At 39.4% G+C, this 20578-nt stretch carries 22 protein-coding genes; 10 read left to right on the forward strand and 12 right to left on the reverse strand.

Translation table 11 applies throughout. From position 1 onward, the window contains the following. Nucleotides 1-195: 195 nt before the first annotated feature. Entirely contained in the window at nucleotides 196-2178 is a 1983-nt protein-coding gene (locus BQ7314_RS12110) for a diguanylate cyclase (protein WP_174483946.1), read from the reverse strand. A gap of 258 nt (nucleotides 2179-2436) precedes the next feature. Here BQ7314_RS12110 and BQ7314_RS12115 point away from each other — a divergent pair, with 258 nt between their 5' ends. Continuing rightward, nucleotides 2437-3132, forward strand: coding sequence for an alpha/beta hydrolase (locus BQ7314_RS12115; protein ID WP_174483947.1), 696 nt, complete (start codon nucleotides 2437-2439; stop codon nucleotides 3130-3132). 53 nt (nucleotides 3133-3185) lie between these two features. Further along, nucleotides 3186-3557 (forward strand): DUF4156 domain-containing protein, encoded by a 372-nt coding sequence (locus tag BQ7314_RS12120; RefSeq protein WP_174483948.1) that lies wholly within the window; start codon nucleotides 3186-3188, stop codon nucleotides 3555-3557. Here BQ7314_RS12120 and mtaB read toward each other — a convergent pair. Beyond that, complete coding sequence (gene mtaB / locus BQ7314_RS12125) at nucleotides 3514-4800, reverse strand: tRNA (N(6)-L-threonylcarbamoyladenosine(37)-C(2))-methylthiotransferase MtaB (protein WP_174483949.1); 1287 nt, start codon at nucleotides 4798-4800, stop codon at nucleotides 3514-3516. The genes BQ7314_RS12120 and mtaB overlap by 44 nt on opposite strands. Nucleotides 4801-4992: 192 nt before the next feature. Here mtaB and BQ7314_RS12130 point away from each other — a divergent pair, with 192 nt between their 5' ends. Continuing rightward, nucleotides 4993-5439 carry a hypothetical protein gene (locus tag BQ7314_RS12130; protein WP_174483950.1) on the forward strand — a complete coding sequence of 149 codons (447 nt, stop codon included), beginning with the start codon at nucleotides 4993-4995 and terminating at the stop codon, nucleotides 5437-5439. Nucleotides 5440-5573: 134 nt separating this feature from the next. On the opposite strand, the gene BQ7314_RS12135 is transcribed toward BQ7314_RS12130, so the two are convergent. Then, on the reverse strand, nucleotides 5574-6803 hold the full coding sequence (locus BQ7314_RS12135; RefSeq protein WP_174483951.1) for a nucleoside recognition domain-containing protein: 1230 nt from the start codon (nucleotides 6801-6803) through the stop codon (nucleotides 5574-5576). Between the two features lie 203 nt (nucleotides 6804-7006). On the opposite strand from BQ7314_RS12135, the gene BQ7314_RS12140 reads away from it, so the two are divergent. Beyond that, nucleotides 7007-7159: a hypothetical protein gene (locus BQ7314_RS12140; RefSeq protein WP_174483952.1), complete on the forward strand. Its 153-nt coding sequence runs from the start codon at nucleotides 7007-7009 to the stop codon at nucleotides 7157-7159. Between the two features lie 178 nt (nucleotides 7160-7337). Here BQ7314_RS12140 and BQ7314_RS12145 read toward each other — a convergent pair whose 3' ends face one another. From BQ7314_RS12145 to BQ7314_RS12175, 7 genes are all read right to left on the reverse strand, one after another. Beyond that, complete coding sequence (locus BQ7314_RS12145; RefSeq protein ID WP_174483953.1) at nucleotides 7338-7778, reverse strand: VOC family protein; 441 nt, start codon at nucleotides 7776-7778, stop codon at nucleotides 7338-7340. 11 nt (nucleotides 7779-7789) lie between these two features. Further along, a complete protein-coding gene (locus BQ7314_RS12150) occupies nucleotides 7790-8350 on the reverse strand; it encodes a chorismate--pyruvate lyase family protein (RefSeq protein ID WP_174483954.1) in 561 nt (186 codons plus the stop codon). Between the two features lie 5 nt (nucleotides 8351-8355). Next, nucleotides 8356-10446 (reverse strand): ATP-dependent DNA helicase RecG, encoded by a 2091-nt coding sequence (gene recG, locus BQ7314_RS12155; RefSeq protein WP_174483955.1) that lies wholly within the window; start codon nucleotides 10444-10446, stop codon nucleotides 8356-8358. 253 nt (nucleotides 10447-10699) lie between these two features. Further along, nucleotides 10700-11098: a RidA family protein gene (locus BQ7314_RS12160; protein ID WP_174483956.1), complete on the reverse strand. Its 399-nt coding sequence runs from the start codon at nucleotides 11096-11098 to the stop codon at nucleotides 10700-10702. Between the two features lie 10 nt (nucleotides 11099-11108). Further along, a complete protein-coding gene (locus BQ7314_RS12165) occupies nucleotides 11109-13286 on the reverse strand; it encodes a RelA/SpoT family protein (protein WP_174483957.1) in 2178 nt (725 codons plus the stop codon). Between the two features lie 3 nt (nucleotides 13287-13289). Beyond that, nucleotides 13290-13532, reverse strand: coding sequence for a DNA-directed RNA polymerase subunit omega (rpoZ, locus tag BQ7314_RS12170; protein WP_174483958.1), 243 nt, complete (start codon nucleotides 13530-13532; stop codon nucleotides 13290-13292). Between the two features lie 245 nt (nucleotides 13533-13777). Further along, nucleotides 13778-14950 (reverse strand): phosphoglycerate kinase, encoded by a 1173-nt coding sequence (locus tag BQ7314_RS12175; protein WP_174483959.1) that lies wholly within the window; start codon nucleotides 14948-14950, stop codon nucleotides 13778-13780. Nucleotides 14951-15163: 213 nt separating this feature from the next. On the opposite strand from BQ7314_RS12175, the gene BQ7314_RS12180 reads away from it, so the two are divergent. Further along, nucleotides 15164-15643 (forward strand): flavin reductase family protein, encoded by a 480-nt coding sequence (locus BQ7314_RS12180; RefSeq protein WP_174483960.1) that lies wholly within the window; start codon nucleotides 15164-15166, stop codon nucleotides 15641-15643. Between the two features lie 185 nt (nucleotides 15644-15828). Beyond that, a complete protein-coding gene (locus tag BQ7314_RS12185) occupies nucleotides 15829-16416 on the forward strand; it encodes a DedA family protein (protein WP_174483961.1) in 588 nt (195 codons plus the stop codon). Nucleotides 16417-16514: 98 nt separating this feature from the next. On the opposite strand, the gene BQ7314_RS12190 is transcribed toward BQ7314_RS12185, so the two are convergent. After that, nucleotides 16515-16931 carry a hypothetical protein gene (locus BQ7314_RS12190; RefSeq protein WP_174483962.1) on the reverse strand — a complete coding sequence of 139 codons (417 nt, stop codon included), beginning with the start codon at nucleotides 16929-16931 and terminating at the stop codon, nucleotides 16515-16517. An 86-nt stretch (nucleotides 16932-17017) separates the two neighbouring features. Between BQ7314_RS12190 and BQ7314_RS12195 the strand changes: the two genes are divergently transcribed. Further along, complete coding sequence (locus tag BQ7314_RS12195; RefSeq protein WP_174483963.1) at nucleotides 17018-17812, forward strand: undecaprenyl-diphosphate phosphatase; 795 nt, start codon at nucleotides 17018-17020, stop codon at nucleotides 17810-17812. Here BQ7314_RS12195 and BQ7314_RS12200 read toward each other — a convergent pair. After that, the gene (locus tag BQ7314_RS12200) at nucleotides 17771-18340 is read right to left on the reverse strand and encodes a Smr/MutS family protein (protein ID WP_174483964.1); all 570 of its coding nucleotides are present in this window, start codon (nucleotides 18338-18340) and stop codon (nucleotides 17771-17773) included. The two genes, BQ7314_RS12195 and BQ7314_RS12200, sit on opposite strands and share 42 nt — an antisense overlap. Before the next feature lie 62 nt (nucleotides 18341-18402). On the opposite strand from BQ7314_RS12200, the gene surE reads away from it, so the two are divergent. Genes surE through BQ7314_RS12215 form a run of 3 tightly spaced genes read left to right on the forward strand, consistent with a single transcriptional unit; the run spans nucleotide 18403 to nucleotide 20392 of the window. Beyond that, complete coding sequence (gene surE / locus BQ7314_RS12205; RefSeq protein WP_174483965.1) at nucleotides 18403-19146, forward strand: 5'/3'-nucleotidase SurE; 744 nt, start codon at nucleotides 18403-18405, stop codon at nucleotides 19144-19146. Next, the gene (locus BQ7314_RS12210; RefSeq protein WP_174483966.1) at nucleotides 19143-19811 is read left to right on the forward strand and encodes a protein-L-isoaspartate(D-aspartate) O-methyltransferase; all 669 of its coding nucleotides are present in this window, start codon (nucleotides 19143-19145) and stop codon (nucleotides 19809-19811) included. The genes surE and BQ7314_RS12210 overlap by 4 nt, the downstream gene beginning before the upstream one ends. Next, entirely contained in the window at nucleotides 19811-20392 is a 582-nt protein-coding gene (locus BQ7314_RS12215; RefSeq protein WP_174483967.1) for a YqaA family protein, read from the forward strand. The genes BQ7314_RS12210 and BQ7314_RS12215 overlap by 1 nt, the downstream gene beginning before the upstream one ends. The last annotated feature ends 186 nt before the right edge of the window (nucleotides 20393-20578 follow it).

Raw genomic sequence — 20578 nt, forward strand, 5'->3', positions numbered from 1 at the left:
TATGAAGCTTTTGAAGAGCTAACTGGGGTAGATATAAAAAATTTACTGGGTTATGCACTTATGACTTGAATTCAGGATAGATTACTTCTCCAGATATTAGATTAAAGGGACTAACTGTTATCTTGAAATAAACTTGGATTTTATCCTAAAAAGTCGAGTATTTTCTAGGTTGGAGTCTGATAATATGGGTTGTTGCTATTTGATTTTAATGCAGTTTCGCCCATCATGCTTTGCGTCATACATTGCGCTATCAGCGACTTCGACCATTTCTTGGTAATTGGTGAAATCAGGCCTATATAAACTAACACCTATACTCACGGTGAGAGTATGGCCTTGAAAACGCTGGCTAAGAATGATGCCCTTACGCTCAATTTCTTGGCGGATACGTTCTGCGTAACTATAAGCGCCTTGCTTGTCGGTATTGCGCAGTACAAAAACAAATTCCTCGCCACCATAACGGCCAATAAAATCACTAGGACGTGTTAATGTGCGCATAATTTGGGCAACGATTTTGAGTACATCATCCCCCGCTTGGTGGCCGCAAGTATCATTAAACTTTTTGAAGAAATCAATATCAATAAAGCCAACAGCGACTTTACTTAGCTGTTCAGGTTTTAACTCAAAAGTTTGCGTTAAACAGTCAGTGACCATGCGTTTATTTAATAAACCTGTTAATGAGTCGAGTTCGGCTCTTTTCTTTTCTAGTGCAAAGCGTTTAGCGTTTGCTAAGGCGACTCCCAGTTCATGAATGATAGGGAGGATTTGATTTACGCAGTATTCTGTCATTGGCGTATTTGTTTTGTGCTTATCTGCATATAGCAGCGCTACGAGTCGGTTATGACTTAGCACTGGCACAATAAGAAATTCTTCAACACCAAATTGCTTGAGGATCGAGCTATTTTTATTATTATGGGTATTAATAATGATAGCGTTACGTTCGCGTAAGCTGCTTAAAATAGTGCTGGGTAGCTCATCAAGTTTGACACTGAATGCTTGTAAACTATTTTTATCCAGTGTTTCTGGCCATGTATACGTAGCGGCTAAGCTGCGTTGTTTAGGGTTAATATCTAGCATAAGCAAGCGTTCAAAAGCAAAATCTTTTTGAATAACAGTTAATGTCCATGGAACTATTTCGCTTGATATTAAGCTTTTGTGTGGTGTAGTCAGGCTGGTAATGGAAATATCATCAGTGTGTATCCTCGCATTGCTGTTACGTTTGTTATGGGTACTTAGCAGTAGTGTAGTTTGCACGAGTGCAGCGCGTAAACGATTAATATTAGGGAACTGTATGCCATAAAATTCTCGGGTATGTTGCATTTCTCGATCAACATGATTGAGCAAGGTTTCCAAGTCTAGTTTTTCTATAGCAAGGTATTTGGATGTTTCTGAGTGTAGTTCAGGTGGGTTGTTACGCGCAATAGAGCCTATACCCTGTAGCCAAGCAATATAATTAGCAAAGTTAACAATGGCAATATCGCGTTTATAAATAGCAAAAGGGCTATTGTCATCAGGTAATTCATGATGACAATAAACGATAGCGCTAATTTGTTCGGGAATATCCCATTGTTGGCAGAATGTATAGCCCATTTCCGCATGGTTTAAGCCGAAGAAGTCTTGTTCCCCTAATAGTGTTGGTTGCTCATCATTTTTACAGGCTAGGATAAAGTCGCTATAGCTTACTTTACCGTGTGCTTCTAATACTATTTTACCTATATCATGCATCAGCCCAGCTGTATAAATAAGGTCAGGGTCTGGATGTTTTAATACGGTGGCTATAGCACGACTGAGTGAGGCGACAAATAAACAATGCTGCCAGAAAAAAAGTTGGTCAAATTGTTGCTTAGATTTATGGTCTATCAGTTTGTTATAAAATAATTGATTTAACGCTAGTTGGCGTACCGCAGAAAAGCCTAAAATATTGACCGCACGCTTAATTGAAGTAACTTTATGGGTTAAAGCAAAGGCAGCAGAGTTAACATTACGCAACACTTTTGCCGTAAGTGTCGGCTCGGTTTCTATCAACAGTGATAAATCACCGACATTGGCATTTTCATCATGCGTTAACCGTAACAATTTAATAGCGACGGCAGGAATGACCTGTAAGCTATTAACTTTATGTTTCAGTATTGCATCAGCTGCTTGGTTAATAGCTAAGACATGATGAGAAAAGTGGGTCATGAGAAATGAAAAATTAGTGATATAAGAAGAGTTCCAAGTTTAGCAGGAAATAGGTGATTTGTTCTAAATATGTATGTTAATGTGACGTAGTGATAGGAATTTATGAATGGGTAGGGGTATTCGATTATCTGTTTTGCTTAAGGGCTGAGAATTTTATAACCTCCGAAACAGACTTGTTTTTTTGTCCAGTTTCTTCGCTGTAAAAATAGTTGCGTAGCCTGCTATGTGTCTATTTTTACACATTTAAAGGATATTTGTATGATACGTATATTTGTTGTTGTAGCCATATTTTTTAGCGTAAATATTTCAGCTAAAGAGGTGGTTTTTTCTACTGCTGATAATGCCAGTATCCAAGCAGACTTTACCTTACGAGGACCAGTAGGTGTTATTTTAGCTCATGGTGCCGTATTTGATAAAGATAGTTGGGGCGAAATTCGAGAGCGTTTAATTGATAAAGATTTCACTGTTTTAGCTATTAATTTCAGAGGCTATGGTAAATCTACTTTAGGGAGCAAGTCGGGTGCTTTATATGAAGATATTTTAGCTGCAGTGCAATTTTTAAAAGAGCAGGGTATCACGCAGGTTAATATTTTGGGTGCAAGCATGGGAGCGAGTGCGGCAGCTAAAGCGAGTGTAGCATCTGAACCTAAAGATATTAATAGAATGGTTTTATTATCACCTGCTTTTATTGCTGAGCCAGAAAAGTTGCAAGGTTATTTATTATTTATTGCTAGTGAAGAGGAGCCTTCTATTAATGCTATTAAAGCTAATTTTGATCAAGCTCCTAATAATCCCAAAAGGCTTGAAATATTAAGTGGTAGAGAGCATGCGCAATATATTTTTACTACTAAGCAAAAAAGTATTCTTACTCATCTTATTTTGGCTTTTTTTAGACAGGATGAGTTTGTAAAGGTGTCTGAACCCTTAAAGCAAGATAATACACTTAAAAAATAAATGAGAGAAAAAAGGTGAATAATAGTGGTTTGAGATTTTTCAAGTTAAAGTTAATGATGCCACTACTTACCTTGATGGTAAGTGCTTGCGCGGTTGAGTTAAAGGAAGGTGCAAGCATTGTACAACTGATTTATGTGCAACCTAAAAAAGAAGTCTGCCAGTTTATAGGGCAGACTTCCGCTTCTGATGGGGGCATGGTCTCAGGTGATTTTATGTCAGATGCTGATATTCATAAAGGCGTGGCTAATCAAATGAAGAATAAAGCCTATGACATGGGAGGAAACCTTGTTTATATACACCAGCAGTTTGATGAAAATGCTCAGTTAACTAGCACCAAAACCAAGCAAACGATGATGGGGTTTGTCTATCACTGTGATGGCCTTAAACAAGTTCCGTCAAAAGATACTCTGGAGAAAGCTCAGTGATTTTAGCTTCAAAAATTTGATTTTCTAATGACTGGCTGTTCTCTATAATTGTAGCAACGCGTAAATAATTGGGTGTGTAGCCAAACACTTTATGGCTTTGCGTGTTGATTTTTTCTTTTTGACCTTCCCATAAAATCTTAAAAGTATGCCCTTGGTTTTGAATGAAAAAGTCCTGTTTCATTTTTTCTGCGAGTTTATGTAATTGTTGGCTGCGTTGTTTTTTAATTGTATTAGGTACTTGCTCAGGCAATGTTGCAGCTTTTGTATCGGTGCGCATCGAATAAGTGAAAATGTGGATATGGCCAAACCCAATGCTTTTAATATAAGCAAAGCTATCTTGCCATTCTCGCTCTGTTTCACCTGGAAAACCAACAATAATATCAGTAGTAATATTTATATGGGGTACTTGCGCGCGCGCATCGGCAATAATCTGAGTAAACTCTTCAGTTTTACAGCGGCGTGCCATACGTTTCAAAACGCTATCTGAGCCACTTTGCAAAGGCAAATGTAAATGTGGCATAAGACGTGGGTTGGTAAATAAAGCAAAGAAGTTATCTGGTAGATCCCACGGCTCTAAAGAACCTAAACGTAAACGCGGGATGGTGGTTTGTTCTAAAATATCAGTGATTAGGTGCGCTAAGTTTTGCCCTATATCTGAGCCATAGCCGCCTAAATGTACGCCAGTTAAAATAACTTCTTTAATACCTTGTTCAACCAGTCGATTGATATCTTGAACGATCTGTTCAATTGTTGTACTTTTTTCTTCACCGCGTGCAACGGTCACAATACAAAAGGTACAACGGTAACGACAGCCATCTTGTACTTTCACAAAAGCGCGCTGTCGGCCTCGACTAAATAAAGAAGTTTCACCGGGTTCGGTGGACATCGCTGGCATGGTTGGAATATCTAATTCTTGCATAGCAAGTTCGACTAGACGGTCTTTATCTTGATTACTCACAATTAAATCGACACCTAATAATTGTGCAGCTTCATCAGTATTAAGCGTGACATAACAACCACTGGCAATGATTTTTGCGCTCGGATTATCTCTATGGATGCGGCGAATAAGTTGCCGTGATTTGCGTACGGCATCTTGTGTGACGGCGCAAGAATTAACAATAATCAGCTGAGCTTCATTTTGTTCGCGGGTAATTTTGTGACCTGCTTTTTGAAAAGCTTGTGCCCAACTTTCCAATTCTGCTTCATTAAGACGACAACCGAGGGTTCTTAGGTGAACTAACATGATGCGAAAAACCAATATGCGATAAAGATTGCGGAAATAATCCCCGCAAAATCAGCTATTATCACACAGCTAAATTACGAGTGGATATTTTTTGCTTTATCAATTAGGATGCAGATGTTGGGTGTCTTCTTAAATAGGTTGAATCGGCTTTATATTTTAAATCATTGTGATCAAATTTTAAGGAATTTAAAAGTGAATAAATCAGGGTTTTGTTTAGTCTCACTATTTTTGTCGCTTAGTTTTGTTGAAACATCTGTGGCAGAGTCAGAGTTTCATACTGATTCTGGGATTTTAACTATTCCCACGGTAAAAGTTGGTAATAGTTACGTGTATGATGCTCAGTTAAGACTCAATAATGCAGGTAGTTTTGATATTATCGGATACTCTCAGAACCCTTCAAATAGTAGATCTGTTGATGATGTATGTACAGATAAGCACATTACTTTAGAAAAATATCAGCAAATTAAAAATGGAATGACTCTTGATCAAGTGAATAGTATTATTGGCTGTAAAGAGAAGTTACATGGGGTATCTTCAGGGATTACAATTTATAAATGGAATGCAAGTGCTTTTCCGTTGGTACAGGTAGCTTTTGATAGTAATGGTGCTTCTAATCTAACCTATATACCGAGTAGATAATTAATCTAGTCAATTCCTAAAATAAGGAATAAAAATTTCATAATATGCGAAAGCACTGCCAGTCCTTTTAGGGCTGGCAGTGCTGCATGACCTAAAGTTTCTGGCTCTATTAAGTGTGTATTTCTAAGCGATAATCAGGCGAAAAACCAATATGCGATAAAGATTGCAGAAATAATTCCCGCAAAATCAGCTGTTATCCCACAAGTTAGCGCATGACGAATATTTTTAATACCTACCGCACCGAAGTAAACTGACAAAACATAAAATGTCGTTTCAGTGCTCCCTTGCACAATAGATGATAAACGCCCAGCAAAGGAATCGGCACCAAAGGTTTGCATAGTATCAACCATCATTGCGCGTGCGCCACTACCGCTAAATGGTTTCATTAATGCGGTTGGCATGGCATCAATAAAACGTGGGTCTAAATTCGCTTGTAGCACCGCAAAACGTAACCCATTCATCAGTAGCTCTAATGTGCCACTGGCACGAAAAACACCAATTGCGACTAACATGGCAACTAAATAAGGAATGATAACAACCGCTGTTTGAAAACCTTCTTGTGCGCCTTCAATAAAGGCCTGGTAAGCATCGACTCTTTTGTAAACTGCCGTTGCAATAAAAATAATAATCAGAGTAAATAAAATAAGGTTGCTAATTAATGCGGATTGCACAAGCATGTCTTCCTGATTAAGTTGTGCGAAATAATAAAGTATTCCCGCTACCAATAAACTGAAACCGCCTAAATAGGCGAGGATAGTTTTATCCCATAAGTTAAGTTTTTGTACCCAGGCAACGGTTAATAAGCCACAAAGTGTAGACATATAAGTGGCTAATAAAATAGGAATAAATACGTCAGTTGGATGTGCTGCGCCTAATTGAGCACGGTAGGTAAAAATAGTGATGGGAAATAAAGTGACGGCTGAGGTATTAATGACCAGAAATAGAATTTGCGCATTACTGGCAGTTTCTTTATTGGGGTTTAATGTTTGCAACTCCTGCATCGCTTTAATACCCAATGGTGTAGCGGCATTATCTAGCCCAAGTGCATTAGCGGATATATTCATAACCATAGCACCGAGTGCCGGGTGATGGGCTGGCACTTCGGGCATTAGTTTACTAAATAAAGGCGTTAAGCCGCGCGTCAATAAATCGATAAAACCACTGCGCTCACCTATGCGCATAATGCCTAGCCATAAGGCAAGTACCCCCGTTAAACCTAAGGAAATCTCGAAGGCCGTTTTAGACATGGTAAACAAAGCGCTCATTAACTCAGTAAAGATGGCATGCTCGCCTAAGTAGAATAGCTTGAATAGTGCTGTGATAAAGGCACTAATAAAAAAGAAGATCCAGATAATATTGAGCATATACGGTGCTTGAGTCTTAATATAGGGTTGATGGGTAATTTATAAATGCAAAACGTGAACTACTTAATAAAAGCGCAAGGAATATTGTTTCTTTTATGGAAACAAGCTAATGCTAATTCAGTATATTGTAGGTTCTTTATGTTGCTGTATAGTACGCATCAGTTACTTAAATTAATTACTTTTACCGTTAAGGGAAACACACCATGACTGATTTACAAAAAGATATCTTAGTTGGCTTATTATTTGTTACTGGAATTTTTGGTTTTATCTCAGGGGCTTTTATTATTTCAGCTGTCGTATTCGCCGCGGCTGCTATTTTTAGTAATGTGCACCTAACAAGACGTTTACAAAGTTAATTTAATTAAAGTTTTTATGTAGTTTATTCTCCTTGTTGTACCAATAAATTATGATTTCTCCTCGTTATCATATTTATACTTTATAACGCCGAATGCATTATTTGCATTCGGCGTTTTTTTTGTGAGAATGGAAGTTAATAGATTTTTCTCGGTAGGGTGTTTTTTTAAATCAGACAAACTACCAAGATCCAGTGCTTTGCATGGATGCCCAAGGTTCGGCAGGTGGCAGTCGGTTACCTTTTTGTAGTAATTCAATAGAAATTTCATCGGGCGAGCGAATAAATGCCATATAACCATCGCGCGGTGGACGGTTAATAATAATGCCTTTGTCTAGTAAGTCTTGGCAAAAACTATAAATATTATCTACTTCAAAAGCTAAATGGCCAAAGTTGCGACCGCCGGTATAATCTTCGGTATCCCAGTTATAGGTTAGCTCCAGTAAGGGTGAGTGGTTACTTTTTGCTTGTTCAGCATCTCCTGGTGCATTTAAATAAACTAAAGTATAACGACCTGCTTCATTTTCTATGCGCTGCGTTTCTTGTAAGCCGAGTTGAGCGCAATAAAAATGCAGTGAGGCGGTTAAGTCTTTTACTCTGACCATAGTGTGTAAGTAGCGCATATTATCCTTCTTTAATGATTTAAAATTTCGGGTAAAAAGAATTCACTAACGAGCATTGGGTGATGGTGAATAGCATAAATCGTTCTACGTCCCCATAAGGGCTGCTGTATTTGGGTTAACTGTTGTATTTCAGGGTGCCATGCGCGATGAGAAACATGACTGATTTCTAGCGCTAAACGTTCGAGCTTTGGGTAAGAAAAAATAACCTCACCTAAAGGGCGTGAACCTAAATGTGATAAGTTGTGCTGTGCGCTTTGAATTGTACGTTTAGGCAATATAGTACGCGCAAGTACTAGCGGTGTATCATCAACCAGTAATAGCACTTCACGAGTTAGTGAATATTTTGCTTGAGGTAATTTTAGTAGTCGACTTTCTGATATAAATGAGCGCTGCCAAGTGTTGTTTAATACTTGCACACGCACGTGCTGGCCGTAGTAATTTCTTAAGCGCTGAGTAATCGAGCCAGCCTCAAAAACCCATGAAGCAGCATTATTGGGAATATTTAAACGACTTCTTAAGCGATTACAAAACCAGGTGGGTTCTTTGCTGTATAAACTACTTATATTGCGCAATCGAGTTAAACCTCTGCATATTTGGTGGTGGTACCTAGCCAGCGCTCAATGAGAGGCTGAATATTTTCTGGGCAAGTTTCTTGAATAATTTTAACCGCAGCACTAACGTCCTCTAATAAGGCGGCATCACGTTCTAAATTGGCTATTTTAAATTGCAGTTGACCGGTTTGTTTGGTCCCCATCATTTCTCCAGGGCCACGTAATTCTAAGTCTTTTTCTGCAATAAGAAAACCATCGCTAGTTTCTCTTAATATATTAAGGCGCTCGCCTGCGGTTTTGGATAACGGGGATTGATACATAAGAATGCAAAAGCTATTTTCAGTGCTACGCCCAACGCGGCCGCGTAATTGGTGGAGTTGAGATAAGCCTAGGCGTTCAGGGTTTTCAATAATCATTAACCCCGCGTTTGGGACATCAACCCCGACTTCAATCACTGTGGTGGCAACTAATAAATCCAGCTTGTGCGCTTTAAAGGCCTGCATGACTTGGTCTTTCTCTGTTGCTTTCATGCGGCCATGCACTAAACCTATGCGTACATGCGGTAGCATTTCAGCAAGCATGGTTGCAGTATCTTCGGCAGCTTCACATTGTAATACTTCTGATTCTTCAATTAAAGTACAAACCCAGTAGGCTTGTCGCCCTTGCTTAACCCAGTTAGTAATTTTGGCAATAATCTCCGGTCGACGTTCAGAAGCAATAGCACGTGTGACGACTGGAATTCTACCGGGTGGTAATTCATCAATAATTGAAATATCCAGATCTGCATAATTCAGCATGGCTAAGGTTCTAGGGATGGGGGTTGCGGTCATAATTAACTGATGTGGCTTACTATTATTATTGTGCCCTTTATCTCTTAAAGCCATACGTTGATTAACGCCGAAACGATGTTGCTCATCAATAATAATCAAGCCTAAGCGAGCAAAATTCACCGCATCTTGAAATAAAGCATGAGTGCCAATAATCAGGCCGGCACTCCCATCATTGATAGCTGTTAAAGCATGTTCGCGTTTTTTACCTTTAAGTTGCCCAGTTAAATAGATAATTTGCGTGTCAAAACTTTTAAACCACTGACTAAAATTGCGTAAATGTTGTTCGGCCAATAATTCGGTTGGCGCCATAATAGCAATTTGGTAATTGCTACTAAGTGCCAGTAAAGCGGCATAAGCAGAAACGACGGTTTTTCCAGAGCCAACATCGCCTTGAACTAGGCGTAGCATAGGACTGTTTTTGCTACAGTCGGCTTTTATTTCTTGAATAACGCGTTGCTGTGCTTTGGTTAGTTGAAACGGTAAGCCATCGAGGAATTGCTTGCTCTGCTGTTGTGTGCTTTTTAATAAGGGTGCTTGCCAATGTTGCTCGCTCTTTTTTTTATGTAATTGACTGAGCTGGTGAGCAATAAATTCTTCAAATGCAAGGCGCGTTAAAGCTGGGTTTTGACCGTTTTGTAGGGTATCAACAGAAACTCCCGCAGCGGGCATATGTAATGTATTTAATGCTTGATCAAGGCTGGGATAGTTATAACGATTTAATAAAGCGCTGGGAAGTAAGTCCGGTAATGCTTCAGTGTTATTGTTATATAAAGTTAATGCTTGTTGTACCGCTTTTCTAATGCTGGATTGACGTAACCCTTCAGTAAGAGGGTAAATAGCACTTAAGGTATCATTGGTAATACAATCTTCTGGATTTTTGATGATTTTGTATTCGGGGTGAATCATTTCATAGCCCGAGTAGCCATCTTTTATTTCACCGAAACAACTCAATAGAGTGCCTGGGCTCAAGTTGTTGTGTTGGCTAGCGCTAAAATGAAAAAAACGTAAGCTTAAGTAGCCAGTATCATCGGTAATTTGGCAGACTAATGAACGCCGCCCACGGTCGAGAATAGTGCTGGAAATAACGCGGGCACAGATTAATGCGTGAGAGCCAGGGTTAAGGGAATTTATCGCTTGAATATGGGTTCGATCTTCATAGCGTAAAGGGAGGTGAAAAATTAAATCACAGATACGACGTATGTCTAATTTTTCTAAACGGACTACAGATTGCCCACCAATACCTTTTAATGATGCGACTGACTGATTTAGGGTGTCCTGTGAGTCCATATTTTTAGGGGTAAAGTATATGAGTATATGCGAGGGAATTAGCCGTCAATGCTTGTTGACGTAAGCTCTCTCTTGTTGAGCGAGGGTGCTTAGGAATGCGCATTCAGTAAAACCCAAAACTTTAGGTTATGTAGCACTACCAGTCCTCAAGGGACTGGCAGTGCTTGCGGATATGATTAAATTTTGATCCCTTACTCTTAAGTCAACAGCATTGGGGTTAGCAGCGGACTATGCCAGTTCGTTGCAGCAATATTTAATGATATTCAGGTGCTCTTAAAATCATAATGGCATCCATTTCTATACCAACACCTTTAGGTAAAGCGGCAACACCAACCGCTGCGCGTGCAGGGTAGGGTTGTGTGAAGTACTGCCCCATGATCTCATTAACAATAGGAAAATGCGCTAAATCAGTTAAAAATACATTCAGTTTAACAATGTCAGCTAAATCACCGCCTGCTGCTTGTGCGACGGCTTGTAAGTTATCAAAAACACGCCGGATATGTACGCTAATATCACCACTCACTATTTCCATCGTTGCTGGGTCTAGCGGGATTTGACCTGATAAATAGACAGTATTATCAACCTTAATCGCTTGTGAGTATGTGCCTATTGCTTGTGGTGCAGCATCTGTTTGAATGATTTGTTTTTCCATGAGTAACTCCTTAGGCTTTTGTTCGAGTGATTTTTAAGACAATAGGTAATTTTTTTAATTGGCGCATAATATTAGCTAAATGTTTTCTATCTTTTACTGTTAGAGTAACAAGATCAACGGATACACGAGCATCTTGGTCAGCAATATAGACGTTTTCTATGTTGGAGTCCATTTGTGATATGGTCGAGGCAATAGTTGCTAATGTACCGCGTCTGTTTTCGAGTTCGATACGTATTTCTGCAGGGTAGTCGCCCGAAGCTTCAGGACACCATTCAACTTCTAGCCAGTCGGTTTGTCTTTTACGCCCGTCTGGCGTGTTGTGGCACTCATGATTGTGGACAACAATACCTTTTCCGGGGTTAAAGTAGCCAATGATTGGATCACCAGGAATAGGTCGGCAACATTTTGCTAAAGTAACGATCATGCCTTCAGTTCCCTTAATAATAAGAGGACTTTCCTTGCGTGTTTCGTTGTCGTTTAGTTTTATTTGGGCATGAATATCTTCTTGGTTGAGCTGCTTAGCGACTAAAAATGGCATTTTATTGCCTAAGCCGATGTCGCTTAGTAAGTTATCCATCGTTGTGTATTTTAGTGCCGTCAATAGCTGGGCTTGCATTTCTTCAGTAATGTCATCTACGTGCTTACCAAGGTCAGATAATTCTTTTTCTAATAGGCGGCGACCTAAATTAATTGCTTCCTGTTGTTTGAAATGCTTGAGATATGAGCGAATACCAGTACGCGCTTTAGTGGTTATAACGTAATTAAGCCACAGTGGGTTGGGGCGTGCCCAAGATGCTGTAATCACCTCTACTGTTACGCCATTATCCAGTTGGGACTGCAAAGGAACGAGTCGTTTATTAATGCGTGCAGAAACACAGGAGTTGCCTATATCAGTATGCACAGCATAAGCAAAGTCAACAATGCTCGCTTTGCGTGGTAGTTTTATGATATTACCCTGTGGGGTAAAAACGAAAATTTCTTGTGGAAATAAGTCGATTTTTAAGCTTTCGATGAAATCGAGTGAATTACCTGCTGTTTTTTGAATTTCTAGTAAATCATGTACCCACTCTGCTGCACGTGTTTTGGAGTTGGTATTTTCACCATTTTCAGATTTATATAACCAGTGCGCAGCAATACCAGATTCTGACATACGGTGCATTTGATGGGTACGGATTTGTATTTCAATAGGTACACCGTAAGGGCCTATTAAAACTGTATGTAAGGATTGGTAACCATTTGCTTTTGGTAAGGCGATATAATCTTTAAATTTCCCTGGGATAGGATTGAATAGGTTATGTACAATGCCTAAAATACGGTAGCAGGTATCTACATCTTCACAGTGAATTCTGAAAGCGTAAACATCAAAAATATCTGAGAAAGAAAGTTTTTTCAGGTGCATTTTATTATAAATGCTATAGAGGTGTTTTTCTCGGCCATGTACTTCGCAAACAACTTCGGCTTGTTCTAGGCGGTTTCGTATTGAGTTGTTAATGGTTTCAATGATTTCTTTGCGGTGACCGCGTGCTTTTTTGATCGCTTCTTTTAGAATACGATGACGCATAGGGTACATCGCTTCAAAGCAGAGCGACTCTAACTGATGGCGAATCTTATTCATACCTAAGCGATTAGCAATAGGCGTGTAAATATCTAGTGTTTCTTTGGCAATACGAAATTTCTTATCAGGGCGCATTACGCCTAATGTTTTCATGTTATGTAAACGGTCAGCGAGTTTGACCATAATAACGCGTAAATCTTTAGTCATCGCTAAGCACATTTTACGTACGTTTTCTGCTTGTGCTTCTGCTTTAGTGATACTATTTAATTGAGTTAGTTTAGTGACACCATCGACCAATTCGGCAACATCATCACCAAATAATTCTATGATATCTTGTTTGCTAGCATCGGTATCTTCAATGACATCATGCAGAATGGCGGCCATAATGCCATGTACATCCATACGCATTTTTGCGAGAGAAATTGCGACAGCGAGAGGATGACAAATATAAGCTTCACCACTTTTTCGGAATTGACCTAAGTGATGTTGTTCGCCAAACTGGTAAGCTTGTTGAACTTGTTTAAGCTGGGGAGGTTCTAAATATTCACTGAGTAGCGCACTCAGTTGAGTAAACAGAATGTGCTCAGGACTATCAGGGGTACTTGGAATAGATGTAGTGGCCTGAGCATTCATTGGTTAGAGTGATGAGAAGTAATTATCGGAAGGTTCTCCAACTTGATGTAACATATCGATATTTTCATTGGTGACATGCCCTTCAGCAATTTCACGTAGTGCGATAACAGTTACTTTGTCTTTGCCGCGCGGAACAAATTCTTCAGCCCCTTTTTCTAGTTGGCGCGCCCTTTTTGCTGCGAGTAATACTAACTCAAAACGGTTGCCAACATTATCTAAACAATCTTCAACGGTAACTCTTGCCATTTTTAAACCTTTATATGGATTTAATAAAATTCAGCTAGGTATTATAAGATATTTTTTAGTGCTTAGGGAGTGTAATTTGTGCTAAGGCCTATAAATATTTCAGGCAATATTTTTTACAATGATCGTTTTGTGCTACAAATATATGGGTGGGCGGGAAATTATAGGGATAGCAATACGCGGGTTGGGAGCTTCAGTAGCGAAGCTCAAAAGCTAACCTATTTAATTTCACGCCGCTGATATAATTTCTAACTTTTAGCTTCGAGTGCTGTAATTGCCGGTAACTCTTTGCCTTCTAGGAACTCTAAGAAAGCGCCACCCCCCGTTGAAGTGTAAGAAATTTTATCGTTAATTGCATATTTATCAATCGCTGCTAAGGTGTCGCCACCACCAGCAATAGAGTAAGCGCTGCTATCAGCAATGGCGTGCGCCAATACTTTTGTGCCATTAGCAAATTGCTCAATTTCAAAAACACCTACAGGGCCATTCCAAACAATAGTTTTTGCCGTGGCTAATTTTTCAGCATATTGTTTTGCTGTTTCAGGGCCAATATCTAAAATCATATCGTCATCGGCAATATCCGTTACTTTTTTAACAGTAGCGACAGCAGTATCAGAAAATTCTTTTGCACAGACAACGTCAACAGGAATAGGTATATCTGAATTATTGACTTTTGCAGCAGCAATTAATGCTTTTGCGTCATCGACTAAGTCCGCTTCATAAAGGGATTTTCCTACTGAATAACCCGCTGCTGCAATAAAGGTGTTGGCAATTCCACCGCCTACAATAAGTTGGTCTACTTTTTCTGCAAGTGATTTTAAAACGGTTAATTTAGTGGAAACTTTAGAGCCACCAACAATCGCCATAAGCGGTTTTTCAGGGTGACTTAATGATTTACCCAGTGCATCAAGTTCAGCTGATAATAAAGGTCCAGCGCAAGCAACTTTGGCATATTTAATAACACTATGTGTTGAGGCTTGGGCTCTATGAGCGGTACCGAAAGCATCCATGACAAAAATATCACATAAAGCAGCTATTTTCTTGCCGAGCTCAGCGCTATCTTTACCTTCACCAATATTAAAGCGAACGTTTTCGCATAAAACCACTTCGCCTGGTTGAATATCTATGCCATCAATCCAGTCTTTTTGTAAACGTACTGGTTTATTTAACAGTTCAGATAAGCGTTGCGCAACAGGTTGTAATGAAGCATTGCTATCAAACTCGCCTTCTGTCGGGCGACCTAAGTGAGACATTAGCATAACGGCTGCATTGGCTTTTAATGCTAATTCAATGGCAGGAATACTGGCACGAATACGAATATCACTGGTCACTTTTCCGTCTTTAACAGGTACGTTAAGGTCCTGACGAATTAAAATGCGCTTCCCTTTTAAATCTAAATCAGCCATTTTCTTTATGGGCATAAACATCTCCAAGTATATTTATTTGTAAGTGGAATGGGTTGTTTGTTGATAAGATCATAGTCCCTGATCAAATTGTGAAATGATTATACCTTAACTCTGTCTTGTGATTAAATTATGCAATTAAGAATAAAGCAGTAACACAGGTTTATTCGGTGCTAAGTATGAATTTTACACTTAGGTTATAAGTAACAAATATTTAAAAAGAGGTGAGTTATGGCGATTAATAATCAAGAATTTAAAAATGCACTTAAACTTTGGGCAAGTGGTGTTTCAGTGGTAACTGCAAATTCTTCTAAAGGAGAGCAAGGTATGACTGCAACCTCCTTTGCCAGCGTATCAATGGATCCGCCACAAATTTTAGTCTGTCTCAATGAAACGTCAGAAACGGGAGCTGCTATTTTAGAAAGTAAAAAATTTGCCGTGAATATTCTAACGGCAGCTCAAGAGCAAGTATCCAATCAATTTGCCGGTGGTAGTAGTATGGAAGAGCGTTTTGCTAATACTGCTTGGTATGAAGGGGAATTAGGCCAACCAGTTTTTGAAAACTGTTTAGCAAGCCTTGAATGTACGGTAGTGCAGCAAGTTAAAGCGGGGACGCACTGGGTGATTATCGGTGAAATTCAAAGTTCTCAATGTAATGAGGGTGAGCCTTTATTATATTTCAATTCAGCGTATAGAACGGTTGCTAGTTAGTGTTATTGATTCAATGCCTGCTTAGGAAGCGCACCTAATCGCATGGGGTTATAACTGTTTTGTGGGAGCAGCTTTAGTCGCGACATCGTGGCTAAAGCTGCTCCCACTTTTTTACCTAGCATTCCTTATTACACCTTGTAATACTGTCAATTCCTGCAGATACTTAGATTAAACAGAGAGAGCTAATGGAAGAACTGATTCAAATTATTCAGGCTAACATTCAATATGCGCCTTTTATTATTTTTGGCACTTTGCTTTTGGCTGGCTTAAATATACCCGTTTCAGAAGATGCAATGCTATTTATAGCCGCTATTTTGGCAAGCAATCACCCTGAATACTTAGTGCAGTTATTTTTTGGTGTTTATTTAGGTGCTTATTTTTCTGATTTAATTTGTTATGGCCTGGGTCGAAAGGTGGGCCCTAAGTTATTGAAAATTAAATTTTTTGCTAGCATGGCTCCGCCTGAGAGGGTTGCTAAAATTTCAGCCTATTATCAGAAATATGGCATGATAACATTAATTATAGGACGTTTTATTCCCTTTGGTGTCAGAAATGCGTTATTTCTAACCGCTGGACTAGGTAAAATGAATTTCACAAAATTCGCGTTATCTGATTGGCTTGCTTGTACTATCTCTAGTGTTAGCTTCTTCAGCTTATATTATTATTACGGTGAAACTGTTATTGATTATATTAAGCAAGGCAATATGGTAATTTTCAGTCTAGTATTAATTTTATTAGGTGTTTTTTGGTATAAAAATAAGCGTACAGCCTAGCGTGCTTGATGTCATTAGGGCATGAGTCATACGAGGCTTTGCTCATGGGGGAACAGTGCATTGAATATAGCTTGAAGCACTGCCCCCTTATAGTTTTCTTATTTTACAAAGCAACTTTTTTCTGCATAAGCCTCAGCTTCTTTTAAGCGTGTGCGCAAATCTTTAGATTGCGCTGGGTCACGAAAAACGGAACCATTTTCACCGGGCGTGCTACGCAACATGGTAAAAGTAGAGGCAGCTTCGTATTCTGCGAAAGTTAATTTTTCAGCAATCTTGTCGATCTTACAGCCACAAGCATACTGCACGATATAGTCTAATTTTCCGCCATGTTTAGCAATGCAATTAAATACATATTCTACGCGGTCACGAGTTGGATAACTGTTCATAACAATAGTATTCGTATCTGTTGCTATCGTATTTTCTACTGACTTTTCTGATAAAGTTAGAGTTGAGCAGGCAGTTAATAGTGTGCTACTAAGTAGTATTGCGCTTAATAAGAAAACTTTTTTATTCATAATGTTAATCACTGGAAAGTAATAAAGGTAAAATAGATTTTTATTTTATCACTGTTTTTTATGATTATTCTATCAGGGTATTTTTAATGGATATTTTTCAGGCACTTGCTTTAGCTGTTTTACAGGGATTGACGGAATTTTTACCTATTTCTAGTTCGGCACATTTAATTTTATTGCCAGTCTTATTGGGTTGGGAAGATCAAGGTTTAGCGTTTGATGTGGCAGTACATGTTGGAACTTTAACGGCCGTTGTTGTTTATTACCGTAAAGATTTAGCTAAGATTATGAGTGCATGGCTGGGGTCTTTAATGGGCAAGGGTTTTACTGATGATGCTCAATTAGCATGGTATGTGGGGTTAGGGACAATTCCTGTTGGCCTGGTTGGTATAGGTTTATCTGATGCAATGCAGGAGGCATTACGCTCACCTTTAGTTATTGCAGGCGCAACTATTATCTTTGCATTACTCTTATGGTGGGCAGAAAAACGCGCTAAAGAACAGCGAACTAAGATTACTTTGGTGGATGCGATTATGGTTGGTCTATTTCAGGCTATTGCTTTAATTCCAGGGACATCACGCTCAGGCATTACTATTACGGCTGGCTTGCTATTGGGCTTAACGCGTGAAAATGCAGCTAAGTTTTCTTTTTTATTATCTATCCCGGTGATTGCTTTAGCTGGCTCTTTAAAAGCTTTGGAATTATATCAGTCAGATGTGGCTGTCAGCTGGGATTTTATGTCGATTGGCGCAGTGGCTTCTGCGGTCGTTGCTTATCTTAGTATTTCTTGGTTTTTAAGGTTACTTAATAAAATTGGCATGATGCCTTTCGTTTGGTATCGTTTAGTATTGGGTGTCATCCTGATCGCCGTATTTATCAGATAAACGTAGTAAGACAAAAACAGCGCCAGCACCGCCATCTTTTTGTGCGGTGGAGCAAAATGCTTGTACTTCTTGGTGTTGTCTTAACCATATATTGATGTCATTTTTTAGCACGGGTAAATTATTTTCTGAGCGGTAGCCTTTACCATGAATAATGCGTACGCAACGGTAGCCATCTTGTTCGCAAAAATGTAGAAATTTAATAAGTTCTCGTTTGGCTGCTGCGCTGGTTAATCCATGCAGGTCTAATTCAGCATCGAGCCCATAATGGCCGCGACGCATTTTTTTTAGGACATTTTTTTGTAGTCCTGGTGCGGTATAGCTTAACGTGTCTTCAGCATATAAGGCATCAACAGATTCTGATGGTGTAAGCGTTAATTTATTGGTAATCTGCGCGGTGTTTTTCTTCGGGTAGGGTTTAGGTTTTTGTGTGGGCGCTAAGGTATGTTTATCCGATTTAATTGGACTTACTTTACCAATGGCCTCAAGAAATAAGTGGCTATCTTCTTTTTTTACAGTTTTATTGGTCACGTGAGCTGTTTTTTGTCAGTTTAATTGCTAATATAATTGATTTTATAGAGTTTAATGAATAAATGCATATTCTGCTGAGTAATGATGATGGATATTTGGCGCAAGGCTTGATTGCGCTGGCGGATGGCTTACGCTCATTTGCCGATATTTCCGTAGTAGCACCGGATAAAAACCGCAGTGCTGCAAGTAATTCTTTAACCTTAGAAATGCCCTTGCGTGCGCATGAAATGGCCAATGGCTTTATTAAAGTGGATGGTACGCCGACTGATTGCGTGCACTTAGCGATTACTGGCTTGTTAAAAGAAGAGCCAGATATGGTGTTTGCGGGCATTAATCATGGTGCGAATTTAGGGGATGATGTGCTCTATTCGGGGACGGTTGCTGCGGCAACAGAAGGGCGATTTTTAGGTTTGCCAGCTGTCGCTATGTCTATGGTTAGTAGTAATCCACAGCATTTTGCATCAGCGGTTAACGTCGCTCAGATTATTTTACAACGATTATTAGATCAACCTTTGGCAAAAGATATTTTATTAAATGTCAATGTGCCTGATTTACCATGGTCAGAGATTAAGGGCTTTCAATCCACGCGTTTGGGTCAAAGGCATAAAGCCGAGCCAGTTATTCAAAGCCAAGATCCAAGAGGGCGTGCTATTTATTGGGTTGGGCCACCAGGTGCTGAGCAAGATGCTGGTCCGGGAACGGATTTTTACGCAGTTAGCCAAGGCTATGTATCTGTGACACCATTACAATTAGATTTAACGCGTTATGACGCACTGGATATGATTAAGGACTGGTTACCTGCATGAAAGCTTTATTACAAACAGAAGGGATTGGTATGACCTCTCGCCGTACGCGTGAACGTATGATTGATCGTTTGGTTGAGCAGGGTATCAGTAGTCATAAAATTTTGGATGCCATGCGTAATGTGCCACGGCATTTATTTATGGATGATGCGTTAGCGAGCCGAGCTTATGAAGATACAGCTTTGCCTATAGGCTACGGGCAAACAATTTCGCAACCTTATATTGTAGCCAAAATGACTGAATTACTACTCGATCATCGGCATATGAAAAATGTATTGGAGATTGGTACGGGCTGTGGCTATCAGACAGCTGTTTTGGCGCAATTAGTGGATCATGTATATTCAGTTGAGCGTATTGAGCCACTCTATAAGCAAGCAAAAAATAGACTGTGGGATTTACAAGTGCGTAATGTGAGTTATTTGCACAGTGATGGCGGTTGGGGCTGGCCGGAAAAAGCACCGTATGATGGGATTTTAGTGGCAGCAGCGCCGCCAGAAATTCCACAGGCATTGTTAGATCAAATGGCTGTAGGCGGAATTATGCTGATTCCTATTGGTAAAGAGCGAGGTGTGCAAGAGTTGCAAAGGGTTATTCGTACGCGAACGGGGTATGAAATAGAGTCTTTAGAGCCGGTGAGTTTTGTGCCTTTTTTATCGGGTAAGAAATAATGTTTAAAAAACTATATGATAAAGTTATTCAGTTTTCCAAACACCGGCACGCCACTAAATATTTAGCGGCTTTAAGTTTTGCTGAGTCTTCGTTTTTCCCCGTGCCTCCAGATGTAATGTTGGCACCTATGGTTCTCGCACAACAAGAAAAAGCATGGCGTTTAGCACTTATTACCACTATAGCTTCTGTTCTTGGTGGAATGCTAGGGTATGCTATTGGTTATTTTTTATTTGACATGATTCAACCTTGGCTAGAGGGCACGCATTATTGGTCTAAATACCAATTAGCGGAGCAGTGGTTCAAGGACTGGGGTTTTTGGGCTATTTTTATTGCTGGTTTTTCACCTATTCCTTATAAGGTATTTACCATTGCGGCAGGTACTTTATCTATGCTTTTTTTACCTTTTGTCTTAGCTTCTTTTTTTGGACGTGGTGCGCGATTTTTCTTAGTGGCAGGCTTACTAGCATGGGGAGGCGAACGCTTTGAGTCAAAATTACGTCAATATATGGATATTATTGGCTGGTTTGTTGTCGTTTTGTTGGTGGTTGCTTTGGGTGTTTATAAGTATTTAAATCCATAGAGCCATTATTCTGTGGGAGTGGCTTTAGCTACGATTACGCGATTAATTTGCTTCCACAAAACTTGATAATTGCCAATACTTGAATTGCCTGAATTCAAGTCATAAGTGCATAACCCAGTAAATTTTTTATATCTACCCCAGTTAGCTCTTCAAAAGCTTCATAAGGTGTTTTGTAGTTCAGACATT

It is taken from the genome of methanotrophic endosymbiont of Bathymodiolus puteoserpentis (Logatchev) (assembly GCF_900128525.1).
Lineage (GTDB): Bacteria > Pseudomonadota > Gammaproteobacteria > Methylococcales > Methylomonadaceae > Methyloprofundus.